This window comes from Kineococcus sp. NPDC059986 (assembly GCF_040702905.1).
GTDB lineage: Bacteria > Actinomycetota > Actinomycetes > Actinomycetales > Kineococcaceae > Kineococcus.
Genome location: NZ_JBFBND010000013.1, coordinates 27,416 through 40,852, shown reverse-complemented (window position 1 = coordinate 40,852; position 13,437 = coordinate 27,416). Strand labels below are relative to the sequence as shown.

General features: G+C 72.0%; 11 protein-coding genes. 10 read left to right on the top strand and 1 reads right to left on the bottom strand.

The window, feature by feature from the left end:
* The first annotated feature begins 50 nt into the window (after window positions 1–50).
* The 6 genes from AB0637_RS11835 to AB0637_RS11810 all read left to right on the top strand — a co-directional run bounded on the left by AB0637_RS11835 (window position 51) and on the right by AB0637_RS11810 (window position 7,078).
* Window positions 51–389, top strand: a complete 339-nt coding sequence (locus AB0637_RS11835; protein WP_366172368.1) for a hypothetical protein — start codon at window positions 51–53, stop codon at window positions 387–389.
* 230 nt (window positions 390–619) lie between these two features.
* Window positions 620–922: a Sec-independent protein translocase subunit TatA gene (gene tatA, locus AB0637_RS11830; RefSeq protein WP_366172366.1), complete on the top strand. Its 303-nt coding sequence runs from the start codon at window positions 620–622 to the stop codon at window positions 920–922.
* 28 nt (window positions 923–950) lie between these two features.
* Entirely contained in the window at window positions 951–1,808 is an 858-nt protein-coding gene (gene tatC / locus AB0637_RS11825; protein WP_366172365.1) for a twin-arginine translocase subunit TatC, read from the top strand.
* A 5-nt stretch (window positions 1,809–1,813) separates the two neighbouring features.
* Window positions 1,814–2,731, top strand: a complete 918-nt coding sequence (locus AB0637_RS11820; RefSeq protein ID WP_366172364.1) for a diacylglycerol kinase family protein — start codon at window positions 1,814–1,816, stop codon at window positions 2,729–2,731.
* A 696-nt stretch (window positions 2,732–3,427) separates the two neighbouring features.
* A complete protein-coding gene (locus AB0637_RS11815; protein ID WP_366172363.1) occupies window positions 3,428–3,913 on the top strand; it encodes a hypothetical protein in 486 nt (161 codons plus the stop codon).
* Window positions 3,914–4,270: 357 nt separating this feature from the next.
* Window positions 4,271–7,078, top strand: coding sequence for a DEAD/DEAH box helicase (locus AB0637_RS11810; RefSeq protein WP_366172362.1), 2,808 nt, complete (start codon window positions 4,271–4,273; stop codon window positions 7,076–7,078).
* 25 nt (window positions 7,079–7,103) lie between these two features.
* On the opposite strand, the gene AB0637_RS11805 is transcribed toward AB0637_RS11810, so the two are convergent.
* The gene (locus AB0637_RS11805) at window positions 7,104–8,042 is read right to left on the bottom strand and encodes a 5'-3' exonuclease (protein ID WP_366172361.1); all 939 of its coding nucleotides are present in this window, start codon (window positions 8,040–8,042) and stop codon (window positions 7,104–7,106) included.
* 176 nt (window positions 8,043–8,218) lie between these two features.
* Here AB0637_RS11805 and AB0637_RS11800 point away from each other — a divergent pair, with 176 nt between their 5' ends.
* The 4 genes from AB0637_RS11800 (at window position 8,219) to AB0637_RS11785 (ending at window position 13,420) form a co-directional block, all read left to right on the top strand.
* A complete protein-coding gene (locus tag AB0637_RS11800; protein ID WP_366172360.1) occupies window positions 8,219–9,118 on the top strand; it encodes a DUF6612 family protein in 900 nt (299 codons plus the stop codon).
* A 131-nt stretch (window positions 9,119–9,249) separates the two neighbouring features.
* On the top strand, window positions 9,250–10,800 hold the full coding sequence (locus AB0637_RS11795) for an amidohydrolase family protein (protein WP_366172476.1): 1,551 nt from the start codon (window positions 9,250–9,252) through the stop codon (window positions 10,798–10,800).
* 413 nt (window positions 10,801–11,213) lie between these two features.
* Window positions 11,214–12,869, top strand: a complete 1,656-nt coding sequence (gene lnt, locus AB0637_RS11790) for an apolipoprotein N-acyltransferase (protein WP_366172358.1) — start codon at window positions 11,214–11,216, stop codon at window positions 12,867–12,869.
* The gene (locus tag AB0637_RS11785) at window positions 12,866–13,420 is read left to right on the top strand and encodes an FxsA family protein (protein ID WP_366172357.1); all 555 of its coding nucleotides are present in this window, start codon (window positions 12,866–12,868) and stop codon (window positions 13,418–13,420) included. Before lnt ends, AB0637_RS11785 begins: the two co-directional genes overlap by 4 nt.
* The last annotated feature ends 17 nt before the right edge of the window (window positions 13,421–13,437 follow it).

Here is a 13,437-nt window from a genome sequence, read left to right as displayed (position 1 = left end):
GGACGGCGGGGTCGCCGCCGGACCTACACCACGAACGAGAGGTGCACGACATGACCACGATCAAGGCTTCCTGCCCCTGCTGCGGCGACGTCGAGCTCACGCCCAAGCAGGTCCGCCTCGTGGTGTGCTCGGCCAAGGAGCGCTCCTTCTACGCGTTCGGCTGCCCCAAGTGCAAGGACGAGGTCCGCAAGCCCGCCGGCGAGGACGTCGTCGCGCTGCTCGTCTCCGGCGGTGTCGCCGTCGAGCGCTGGACCATCCCCGCCGAGGCCATGGAGACGCACACCGGTTCGACCATCGCCTGGGACGACGTCCTCGACTTCGCCCTCGTGCTCGACTCCTGCGACGACCTCGCCTCCCTCGCCGGGCGCGGCCTGCGCACGGTGCGCTGAGCGCCCGCCCTCCCACACCTCTCGAAGAGCCGCTCAGCGGACGTGCACAGCGTCCGCGGAGCGGCTCTCGTGCGTCGGGGGCCTCGCCGACCGTTCCTGGGAGTTGCCCGCGAATGCGCCCAGGACGTCACGGAACGGTGCCGATCGGAGGACTCGGCGCGCATGCTTGTCCCACGGCCGCCCCCGGGCGACGTACGATGGCCGCGCTACGACCGACACTGGAGGATCCGATGAACCTGGCACGCCTGTTCGACCACCCGCTAATCCTGGTCGTCCTGCTCGTACTTGTCATCGCGCTTTTCGGCAGCAAGCGTCTGCCCGACGCCGCCCGTGGCCTGGGTCGCTCCATGCGCATCTTCAAGTCCGAGGTCAAGGAGATGAAGAACGACGGCAAGGAGGAGGCCAAGCCGGCCCCCACCACCACCGCCGCGCCGACCTTCACCAAGGACGACGAGCCGACCGCGCTCGAGGCCAAGCTCGCTGCCGAGGACGCGGCGCAGAAAAACGCCGAGCACCAGACGCGCGCCTCCTGACCCGCCGCACCAGGAGCTCACGACTGCCATGGCCGTGCCCACCGTCCGACGCCGCCGTCCCAAGGACCCCGAGGGGCGCATGCCCCTCATGGAGCACCTGAGGGAACTGCGCAACCGGGTCGCCAAGGCAGCCGTCTTCCTGCTCATCGGCAGCATCTTCGGCTGGTTCCTGTGGGGTGGGTGGAAGTACAGCTGGGGCACCTTCGAAGGCGTCTTCCAGTACCTCCAGCAGCCCCTGCTCGACTTCGCCGCGGACAAGGGCTACCGCAACGTCGCGCTGAACTTCACCCAGGTCGGCCAGGCCTTCGACCTTCGGGTCAAGGGCGCCATCTGGTGCGGGGTCATCGCCTCGAGCCCGTTCTGGCTGTGGCAGTTCTGGGCTTTCATCACGCCCGGTCTGACCAAGAAGGAGAAGCGCTACGCGGTCGGCTTCATCTCGGCCGCCGTGCCCCTCTTCCTCGCCGGTGCGGCCATCGCCTACAGCGTGCTGCCCAACGCGATGCGCTTCCTCATCGACTTCACGCCGGTGAACGCGGCGAACTACATCGGCGCCGATGTCTACCTGTCGTTCGTCATGCGCATCATCCTGGCGTTCGGCCTCGGGTTCCTCATGCCAGTTGTGCTCGTGGGTCTCAACTTCGCGCACCTGCTCTCCGGCAAGGCGATCCTGAAGCAGTGGCGCATCAGCGTCTTCCTCAGCTTCCTCTTCTCCGCGCTCGTGACGCCGACGTCCGACGTCACGACGATGCTGCTGTTGGCGCTGCCGCTCCTCGTCCTCTTCGCCTTGGCGACCGTCATCTGCCTCGGCAACGACCGCCGGCGCGAGAAGAACTCCCCCGAGCCGGACTACGGCGCCCTGTCGGACGACGAAGCCAGCCCAATCTGACGCAGGTGGTCTCCCTGGGGCGTGTCGGCCTCCTCGTGAACCCGACGGCGGGTCGCGGGGACGGCCGTGCCGCGGGCACGAGAGTCCTGCAGACGCTGCGGTCCCTCGGCCACGACGTCACCGACCTCTCCGGACCCGACCTGCCGGAGGTCTCCCGCACCGCCCGCGAGCGCACGGGCGAGTTCGAGGCCCTCGTCGTGGTCGGCGGTGACGGGATCGTGCACGCGGGCGTCGAGGCCGTCGCGGGCACGGGGACGGCGCTGGGCATCGTGCCCGCCGGGACCGGCAACGACATCGCCCGCGGACTGGACCTGCCCCTCGGCGACCCCGTCGCCGCCGCCGAGTCGGTGGCTCGCGCGCTGCACGCCGGTCGGCACCGCACCGTTGACGCCGTGCGCGTCGAGCACGCCGGCGGCACCGGCTGGTTCGCCAGCATCCTGGCCTCCGGCGTCGACGCGCTCATCAACGAACGCGCCAACGCCTGGCGCTGGCCCCGGGGTCCGGCCCGCTACACCCTGGCCGCCCTGCGCGAGCTGGCCGTCGTGCGCGGATTGCCGGTACGGGTGACCCTGGACGGCGTCGCGCACGAGCTCGACGCCCTCCTCGTCGCGGTGGCTAACACCCGCTGCTACGGCGGCGGGATCCGCATGGCCCCGGACGCCGACCCCACCGACGGGCTGCTCGAAGTCGTCGTCGTCGACCGCCTCAGCCCCGTCGCGGCGCTGCAGCTCTTCCCCCGCGCCCGCAAGGGCACGCACGTCGGGCTGCCAGAGGTGACCGTGCATCGGGGACGCCGGGTGCTGCTCGAGTTCCTCGGCAGCGGCTTCGGTTGGCCTCCCTACGCGGATGGGGAACCCATTGCAAGCCACTTACCCGTCCTGTGTGAAGCAGCACCCGGCGCACTAGTCATACTTGGTCCCTAATATATTTGCCCTAGGCGATGGCCTTGTAGTGTCCCCCTAACGATCGCTAGATTCGTCATGTTCTCCTGACTCCGGAAAGCTCGACTCGAGGTGGAATCATGAAGGCTCAAATGCGTCGCGTTGGCGGCATCAAGTTCCGAACCCTAGCCGTTGCTTGCGCGGCTTCGCTTTCGTTAAGTGCCTTCGCCATGACGCCTGCTGTCAGCGCGTCTGCTGCACCGTTCCCCAGATGTAACGGGGTGGTTGTCACGCATGGAGGCACCATTGTTAGAGTTACTTTCCCTTCCACGGAAATCAAGAAGTACATTCCGCGGTCGACAGGGACCGGGTTGATGTACTCACTGAATGCGACAACTGGGAAGACTAAGCAGAGCGGTGCGGGCTACTACAACGGGGCTGATACAATCTTTTACGGCGATTCGGGTGACCTTATTAGCGTTACCTTGACCTCGCCCGCGGCTCGAGTTACTTACTGTGGTGGTGGAACCCCGTACCGGGTTCCGTGATGAGCCGTCCCGAGATGCGCAAGGGTATTCAGGGCGTCCTATCAGCTGGCCTCCACTGACCCCTGGCACCCCTGCGGGGTGTGTGGCGCAAGAGAAGTCTTGAGGCGGTGACTCGGCGGCTCGATAGAAGTAGCTCGATTCAACCTGACTTTGATTACATGGGGCAGTTCCTGCGTTTGAGAAGGCGAGAATGGTAACAAAGAACTTGAATCAGGGCTGCTGGCTGACCGAGCTCCGCGACCTGGCGATTCGATTCTCGGTTGAGGGGTTCGACCCACTGGTGGCGCATTTTTGGGCGAATGATGCATTGGCGGCCGGTTGGTGTTCTGCTGGTTTACGTACTCTTGCCTCTGCAGATGTTCGCAACGGTCGCGAAATGAGGTCGCACTTCGAGGCAATTCTAAGGGAGTCGGCCATTGCGACTCCGACGGGTCAGAACATTCCCTTGGCCTATATGCGCTATCTTGCGCGGGCGGCGCTGGCTGAGGAGATTGATCATCAAAGCGCAGTCAGGCGATTCGTGGCCGTTGCGGACCAAAACGAGTGGAACAATGAACATGTGGCGGCGATGCGACAACATTTGAATGCGTCGATGCGGCCCGCGGGGGTTGGCCTGGATCGATGGCGCGCACTGATGGTCGATGTGCTGAGTGGTGATCTGGGGCAGGGAGGTTGACTCCGTTCCTCCCCCGCTTCGCCTAAACGCTAGGTGGCGGACCGTGGCAAACCTGTCGAGCAAGGCGACCAACGGGTAACCTGAATGAGTGCGACCGGCGATGGACGGCGGGATGTCGGCATGCTCCAGGTGGCAGGGAGCCGACTGCGGCAGTGCCATTGAGTCGTCCAGCGCAGGGAGGGCTGGAGCGCTTCTCCGCCTACTGCTCTTCGCTTTTGGGCTCAGGCGCCAACAAAATGCTCATCTGGAGTGCCTCTGCTAAAATATGGTGTCGCAAAATGCGCGACTTCGTCGTTCTGATTCAGCGATCGACGCTTTGTAAATCCTCTAACTCAGGGGATGATGTAAGCTCACCTCATGGCAAGCCCCGCGGAACGCTACGCGGCAGCGCGCCGTCGCACCGAGGACTCCCGGACTGAACTCGCGCAGTTCGCCGGCACCCTCGGGTTCGAGCTCGACGGTTTCCAGCTGCAGGCGTGCCAGGCCCTCGAGTCCGGTCGTGGCGTCCTCGTCGCCGCCCCCACCGGTGCCGGCAAGACGGTCGTGGGGGAGTTCGCCGCCCACCTCGCGCTGCGCACGGGCCGCAAGGCCTTCTACACGACCCCCATCAAGGCCCTGTCGAACCAGAAGTACGCCGAGCTCGTCGCCCGGCACGGCTCGGCCGCGGTCGGCCTGCTCACGGGGGACAACTCCGTCAACGGGGAGGCGCCCGTCGTCGTCATGACGACGGAGGTCCTGCGGAACATGCTCTACGCGGACTCCTCGCTGCTGGACGGGCTCGGCTACGTCGTCATGGACGAGGTGCACTACCTCGCCGACCGCTCCCGCGGGGCCGTGTGGGAGGAGGTGATCATCCACCTGCCGTCGGAGGTGCTCGTCGTGTCGCTGTCGGCGACCGTGAGCAACGCCGAGGAGTTCGGCGCGTGGCTGGACACCGTCCGCGGCGACACCGAGGTGGTCGTCTCCGAGCACCGGCCCGTCCCGCTGTGGCAGCACCTGCTCGTGGGCAACCGCCTGTACGACCTGTTCACCGATCCCGACGGCGATCCGCTGGAGGGTGACGAGGGGTCGCTGGTGCCGGGCGCGATCGTCAACCCCGAGCTCGTCGCGATGTCCCGTCAGCAGATCCGGACCGACCGCCTCGCGTCCAGCCCCGGCCGCGGTCGCCGCCGCGGTCAGGCCCGCCCCGCGCCCCGCGGCGGCGGCCGTCCCGGTGGCGGGCAGCGACCCGTCTCGCGGGCGCAGGTGCTCGACACCCTCGACCAGGCCGGGCTGCTGCCGGCCATCACCTTCATCTTCAGCCGGGCCGGGTGCGACGCCGCCGTCGAGCAGTGCGTGGCCTGGGGGTTGCGGCTCACGAGCCCCGAGGAGGGCAAGGAGATCCGCGCCGTCGCCGAGGAGCGCTGCGCCGAGATCCCCAGTTCCGACCTCGCCGTCCTCGGCTACTGGGGCTGGCTCGAGGGTCTGGAGAGGGGCCTGGCCGCGCACCACGCGGGGATGCTGCCGGTCTTCAAGGAGACCGTGGAGCACCTGTTCGCCCGCGGTCTGGTCAAGGCCGTCTTCGCCACCGAGACACTTGCCCTCGGCGTCAACATGCCGGCGCGCTCGGTCGTGCTCGAGAAGCTCGTGAAGTGGAACGGGCAGACCCACGTCGACGTGACACCGGGGGAGTACACCCAGCTCACCGGCCGCGCGGGCCGCCGCGGCATCGACGTCGAGGGCCACGCCGTCGTCGTCTGGTCCGGCAGCACCGACCCCGAGGCCGTCGCGGGTCTGGCGTCGCGGCGCACGTTCCCGCTGCGCTCCAGCTTCCGGCCGACGTACAACATGGCCGTCAACCTCGTCGAGCAGGTCGGCCGCGACCGGGCGCGCGACATCCTCGAGACGTCGTTCGCGCAGTTCCAGGCCGACCGGGCCGTCGTGGGGCAGGCCCAGCAGATCAGGAACCAGAACGAGGCTCTCGCCGGCTACGCCGAGGCGATGACGTGCCACCTCGGGGACTTCCGCGAGTACTTCGCGCTGCGCCAGTCCATCTCCGACCGGGAGAAGGAGCTGTCCCGCGTGGGGGCGGCCGCGCGCCGGGCCGAGGCCCGCGCGAGCGTGGAGACCCTGTCCCGCGGTGACGTCGTCCGCCTGCCCAGCGGCCGCCGGTCCTCCTTCGGCGTCGTGCTGGACCTGGTGGCCGGCAAGGGGTTCGACGGCCCGTCCCCGCGGATCCTGTCCCAGGACCGCCAGGTGCGGACCATCGACGCCCAGGACTTCACCGGTTCCGTCGACCCGGTCGCCCGGGTCCGGATCCCCAAGAACTTCAACTGGCGTTCACCCCAGGAACGGCGCGACCTGGCCTCCTCCCTGCGCAACGCGCTCGCCGAGACCGGTGGGGGTGACCCGCCGCCGCGGCGCCGCCAGGGCGCGGGACCGCAGGAGGACGCCGAACTGCTGCGGCTGCGCGAGGCCGTCCGCGCCCACCCCTGCCACGGGTGCGCCGAACGGGAGGAGCACGCGCGCTGGGCCGTGCGGGAGGAGAAGCTGCGCCGCGACACCCAGGGGTTGCAACGCAAGATCGAGGGCCGCACGGGGACGATCGCCCGCACCTTCGACCGCGTGTGCGACCTGCTCGCCGAGCTGGGCTACCTCGCCCCCGACGGCCGCTCCGTCACCGACGCCGGCCGCACGCTGCGGCGGATCAACGCCGAGACCGACCTGCTCGTCGCGCAGTGCCTGCGCGAGGGGGCGTGGGCCGGGCTGCCGCCCGCCGACCTCGCCGCGGCGGTCTCGGCGCTCGTGCACGAGTCCCGGCGCGACGAGGGGGGCCGTCCCGAGCGGATCCCGCGGCGCACCGAGCAGGCCATCGCCACGACGCACCGGCTCTGGAGCGACCTCACCGACCGCGAGGACCACCACAAGGTGCCCATGACGCGGGAACCGGACCCGGGGCTGGCGTGGGCCGTGCACCGGTGGGCCAGCGGGCACCGCCTCGACGCCGTGCTGCGGGAGGCCGACCTCGCCGCGGGGGACTTCGTCCGTCGCTGCAAGCAGCTCGTCGACCTGCTCGACCAGGTCGCGGCCGCGTCCGTCGACCCCGCCGTCCGGTCGGCCGCGCGGGAGGCCGTCGACGTCGTCCGCCGCGGCGTCGTCGCGCACACCTCCCTCACCGAGGCCTGAGACCCGAGGTCCGACCCCCGGCGGGTCAGCCGCGGGCGTGCACGAGGGCCGTGAGGACGCGCTCGACGCTGGACTGCAGACCCCACCGGTGCACGAGCTCCCCGAGCCGGTCGAGGTCGGCGGGGGCCGTCGGCAGCGCGTCCTCGACGTCGTCGAGGGGCACGTCCCGGGCCGTCTGCACGACGACCGGGGCGGCGGCGAGGTAGTCCCGGGCGGCCAGCAGCTTGGTGCGCTGACCGGCCGACAGGCCCGAGGCGGTGTCGTCGGCCGCGGCGAGCAGCCCCGCGAGGTCGCCGTAGCGGTTCACGAGGGCGGCGGCCGTCTTCTCCCCGATCCCCGCGACACCGGGCAGACCGTCGGAGGGGTCGCCGCGCAGGACGGCCATGTCGGCGTACCCCTGACCGGTCCCGACGCCGTACTTGCCCTCCAGCCAGGTCTGGGTGACGGCGTCGGCCTTGCGCACGCCCTTGCCGCAGTAGAGGACCCGCACGCCGGCCGCGTCGTCGACGAGCTGGAACAGGTCCCGGTCCCCGGTGACGACGTCGACGGGGTCACCGCTCGTGGCGGTGCAGCGGGTGGCGAGGGTGGCCATGACGTCGTCGGCCTCGTAGCCGGGGGCCCCGACCCGGGCGATCCCCAGCGCGGCGAGCACGTCGACGATGACGTCGACCTGCGGCAGCAGCAGGTCGGGGGCCTCCTCCCCGCCGTCGGGGGCGACGCGGTGCGCCTTGTAGCTGGGCAGGGCCTCGACGCGGAACGCCGGGCGCCAGTCGTCGTCCCAGCAGGCGACGAGCCGCGTCGGTCCCCACGTGGTCACCAGGAAGGCGATCGAGTCGAGGAAGCCGCGCACGGCGTTGACGGGGGTGCCGTCGGGCGCGGTCACCGAGTCGGGCACCCCGTGGAAGGCGCGGAAGTACAGCGACGCGGAGTCCAGCAGCATCAGCCGACCGGCGGGGTGGGACATGCGGGGAGTCTCGCAGAGGGGGCTGCTGCGAGGGGGTGAGGGCGGAGTCGTGGAGGTCATCCGGACGGACCGGGGGGACGCACCGTACGGGTGACCCGGACAGGCGTGCGGCGGCGCACACTGTGACAGTAGTCAGCGACACCACCAGCAGCAGCACGACTCAGGGGGGAACCACCATGAGCACGCACTCGACCACTCGCCCGACCTCGCGGCGCCGGCGCCGCATCGGGACGCTGGCGGCCGGCGGTGCGGTCGTCCTCGCGCTCGGCCTCGGGGCCTGCGGGGGCGGCGACGACTCTGCCTCCGGAACCCCGTCTAAGGGGACCTCGACCTCCTCGCCCGCCACGCAGCTCACGGCCTTCGAGGCCGTCAAGGCCTCGGCGAAGAACTCCAAGGAGGCCGGCAGCGGGAAGTTCTCGCTGACGATGACCGGCACGGGCCAGGCCGCCGCCGTCGGCGACGTCTCGGCCGACGGGTCCTTCGACTCGACCAAGGGCGCCTTCGAGATGACCATGAACCTCCCGGCCGAGGCCGGCGGGTCCAAGCTCACGATGCGCTTCGTCGACGGTGCGGCCTACCTGTCCGGTGCGCCGCTGACGGCCGAGGGCCAGTGGATGAAGATGCCGCTGGACCAGCTGGGCGCGACCGGTCTGGACACCTCGCAGATGGACCCGACCAAGCAGCTCGAGCAGCTGCAGGGCGTGGCGCAGGACGTCAAGGAGCTGCCCGCCCAGGACATCCGCGGCGTGCAGGCCAAGGGGTACTCCGGCACGATCGACGCCGCCAAGGCGCTCGAGCAGCTCCCGGCCGACCAGCAGACGGACGAGGCGAAGAAGGCCGCCGCCGAGCTCGGCTCGGTCCCCTTCACCCTCTACGTCGACGGTGAGGACCGCCCGGTCCGCATGACCGAGGAGGTGAAGGTCGAGGGCTCCACGCTGAACGTCCAGATGGACTTCTTCGACTGGGGCTCCAAGGTCGACGTCGCCGCTCCGGACCCCTCCACCGTCAAGGAGATGCCGAACATGGCGGGCATGACCGGTGACGCCTCGGGGCAGACGGCTCCCGCCGCCGCCTGAGGCACCTGACCGACGGTCCACGTCGGGCGGCTCCTACGCTGACCGACGTGGACCGTTCTGCTGCCCGCCCGGCTCGTCGGCTCTACCGGGGCGGGGCGGTGTACTCCCCGGCCGACCCGTTCGCGACGGCGATGCTCGTCGAGGGCTCGACCGTCGCCTGGGTCGGACCCGACGAGGCCGCCGGCGCCTGGACCCGCGAGGACGACGAGGTCGTCGAGCTCGAGGGCCGGCTCATCACCCCTGCCTTCGTCGACGCGCACGTCCACCTCACCGAGACGGGGTTGCGGCACACCGGCCTGGACCTGCACGACGCCCCCGGGCCGCGCGCGGTGCTCGACGCCGTCGCCGCGCGGGCCGTGCCGGGGGAGCTGCTGGCCGGGTTCGGCTGGGACGAGTCCCGCTGGGACGGGGCGGCGGTCCCGACGCGGGCCGAGCTCGACCGCGCGGCGCCCGGGACCCCCGTCGTCCTCTCGCGCGTGGACGGGCACAGCGCCCTGGTGAGCACGGCGCTGGCCGAGGCGGCCGGGCTGCGCGACCTGCCGGGCTGGGACGAGGACGGCTGGGTGCGCGGCGCGGCCCACCACGCGGCGCTCGACGCCCGCTGGGCGGCCCTGACCCCCGATGCCGCAGACCGCGCCCGGCGCAGCGCCCTGACGGCGGCCGCCGCGGCCGGCATCGGCACCGTCCACGAGATGTCCGGTCGCTGGCTCGCCCCGCCCGGGGACCTGCAGGCCCTGCAGCACCTGGCCGCCACCGAACCGCTGCCGCGGGTCCTCGGTTACCTCGCCGAACGTGTCACGAGCGCCGAGCAGGCCCGCCGGGTGCTGGCGGACGCACTGGCCGCGGGCGCCGACGTCGCCGGGCTCGGCGGCGACCTCACCGTCGACGGCGCCCTGGGCTCGCGCACCGCGGCCCTGCGCTCGGACTACGACGACGCCCCCGGGACCCGCGGCGTGCTGCACCTGGACGCCACGGCCGTCGCCGACCACGTCCACGCGTGCACCCTCGCGGGGGTGCAGGCCGCCTTCCACGCCATCGGCGACGCGGCCCTGGACACCGTGGTCACCGCCCTGGAGACGGTCGCCGCCGACCTCGGCGTCCCGGCCCTGGCCTCGGCCGGGCACCGGGTCGAGCACGCCGTCGTCGCGGACGCCGCCGTCGTGCAGGCCTTCGCGCGGCTGGGGACCTCCGTCAGCGCCCAGCCCGCGTTCGGGGCGACGTGGGGCGGCCCGGACGGGCTCTACGCGCACCGGCTGGGGGAGCGGGAGGGGCACGTCCAGGACCTCGCCGCGTTCGCGGCGGCGGGGGTGCCCCTGGCCTTCGGGTCCGACACCCCCGTGACGCCGTTCGGGCCCTGGGCCGCCGTGCGGGCGGCCGGGTTCCCCGCGCGTGAGGAGCACGCCCTCTCCGTGCGCGCCGCGTTCCTCGCCCACACCCGCGGTGGACACCGGCTCGCCGGTCGCGGCCACCCCGGGGTGCTGCGTCCGGGCGCCCCCGCGACCTACGCGGTGTGGGACGTGGAGGACCTCCTCGTGCAGGCCCCCGACCGGCGGCTGTCGGGGTGGAGCACGGACGCCCGGTCGGGGACGCCGGGACTGCCGGACCTGTCGGCCGGGGCCCCGGAACCGGTGTGCCGGCGGACGGTCGTCGACGGCGTCGTGGTCCACGACGCGCCCTGGTGACGGTCCTGCCGACACGCCGGACGACACGCCGGGCAACCTCGACGTGATCACTCGCCGTGACCCTGCCGTGACCTGCCGCGATGGACGTTTCCGCAGGTCACGGCCTGGTTGACACGAGGCAACGACACGGTAGCTTCGGGGTTGCAGTCCACGCCAGACAAGACCGGCCAGACCCTCGCGCCGCCGCTGTCGCAGCCGCACCACCTGCGACGACGACCGGAGCGTCCGTCCAGCCGGTGTGGACGGGGTCGAGTCCGCGTGCCCCTAGACAACGTGGCGCACCTCGTGGCCGACGGGGGGCGCGACGGCCCGACGGGTGCGCGGACTCGACCGTTCCCACCGTCCGCCGCTGGGCCCCCGAGGAACGTTCCACGGGGGAACCAGCGGCCGACGGTGGCGGTTACCCTCACGTGGTGTCTCCCCGCCCGGTCGAACCCGCCCCGCCGCGGTTGCCGCTGACGTTGCTCCTGGCCGTCCTGGGCGGGATCGCCGCCTGGGCCGCGTTCCCCGGCACCGTCTCCCGCGCCGGCTGGTGGCCCACCGCCGTCCTCGCCGTCGCGCTACTGACCCTTGCGACGCACCGCGTCCGCGCGCGCCGCGGGTTCGCCGCGGGGCTCCTGTTCGGCCTGGCGTTCATGTTCCCCCACCTGGCGTGGAGCGGGACGTACGTCGGACTCCTGCCGTGGTCGGCCCTGGCGGTCGTGTGCGCGCTCTTCTACGCCGTCCTGGGGGCGTTCCTGCCGCGGTTGCAGCGGGCGCGCTGGCGGCTGGCGCCGCTGGCCGTGGCGGCGGGCTGGGTGGCGCTCGAGGCCGCCCGGGCGCGGTTCCCGTTCGGCGGGTTCCCGTGGGGACGGCTCGCGTTCTCCCAGGCCGACGCACCCACCCTGGGTCTCGCGGCCCTGGGGGGCTCCCCGCTCGTGACGTTCGGCGTCGCGCTGTCGGGGGCGTTCCTGGCCTCGGCCGTGCTGGTCCTGCTGCGGTTGCCGGCGCCGGCGGGAGCGCCCCGCGGGGTGCCCCGGCTGCGCCCGGCCGCCCTCTTCGCCGTGGCCGCCGTCGCCGTCGCCGCCTCGGGCGCCCTCGTGCCCCGGCCCACCGCGGCCCAGGACGGCACGAAGTTCGTCGCGGCGGTGCAGGGCAACGTCCCCGAGCCCGGGCTGGAGTTCAACGCCCGGCGGGCCGCCGTCCTGGACAACCACGCCCGCGCGACGGAGGCGCTGGCCCGCGCCGTGGCCGCCGGCACCGTCCGGCAGCCCGACATGGTGCTGTGGCCCGAGAACTCCAGCGACATCGACCCCTACGAGAACCCCGACGCGGCCGCGACGATCGACCAGGCCGCCCGTGACGTCCGCGCACCGGTCCTCGTGGGTGCCGTCCTGGACGGTCCCGGCCGGTTCGTCTCCAACACCGGGCTCGTGGTGACCCCCGACCAGGGCCTGGCCGGTGCCCGCGAGGACGACAGCCGGCACTACGTCAAGCAGCGGCCGGCACCCTTCGGCGAGTACATGCCGTACCGGTCGTTCTTCCGGATGTTCAGCGACAAGGTCGACCTCGTGAGCCGGGACTTCGTCCACGGCGACCACGTCGGCCTGCTGCGGATGGACGGCGTCCCCGTGGGCGACGTCATCTGCTTCGAGGTGGCCTTCGACGACACCGTGCGCGACTCGGTCCGTGCGGGCGCGCAGTTCCTCGTGGTGCAGACGAACAACGCGACGTTCGGCTACTCCGACGAGGCCGTCCAGCAGCTCGCCATGTCGCGCCTGCGGGCCGTGGAGTCCGGCCGGGCGGTCGTGCAGATCTCCACCGTGGGCGTCAGCGCGATCATCAGCCCCGACGGGGTCGCCCACGACGAGTCGTCGCTGTTCACCCAGGACGTCCTGACGGGTGACGTGGCGCTGCGCACGACGCAGACCGTGGCCACCCGGGTCGGGGACGTCCCCGAGCTCGTCCTCACCGGTGCCGCGCTGCTCCTGCTGCTCACGGCCCGGCGTGGGGAGCGCCGCGGCCGCCGTGGCGGCCGTGGGGGCCGGCCGGCGGCGACGCGGTCGGCCGACCCGGTGCCGACGGCGTGAGCCACCAGCCTCCCGCCTCCCGGGGTCGGCGCCGCCGTTGGACGGCGTGGATCCCGCTCGCCCTCGTCCTGCTCCTCGTCCTCGAGGTCTGGTTGCTGGTCCAGCTGGGTCACGTGATCGGCGGGGGCTGGGTGCTCGTCCTGCTCCTGGCCGAGACGTTCGGCGGGGCGCTCGTGCTGCGGCGCGCGGGCCGCCGCGCCCTGGAGGCGTTCCGGCAGACGGCGTCGGTGCCGTTCGGGGCGCCCGTGCCCGGGCAGGAGCCCGGTGTCGTCGGCAACGCCGTCCTGGCGGGTCTGGGCGGGGCGCTGCTCGTGGTCCCGGGGCTGCTGAGCGACGTCCTGGGCCTGCTGTGCATCCTGCCGCCCACCCGGCGGCTGTTGCGTCGGCTCTTCGTGCGTGTCGTGCGGCAGCGGGTCGAGCGTGCGGTCCGCGAGGCCGGGGGCACGGTTCCCGGCCGGGTGGTCCCCGGGGACGTGGTCGACGGGGACGTGGTGGACGGGGACGTGGTGGACGGCGAGGTCGTCGAGGACCCCCGCGAACTCGGACGCTGAGTCGACCGCCCCGGTCC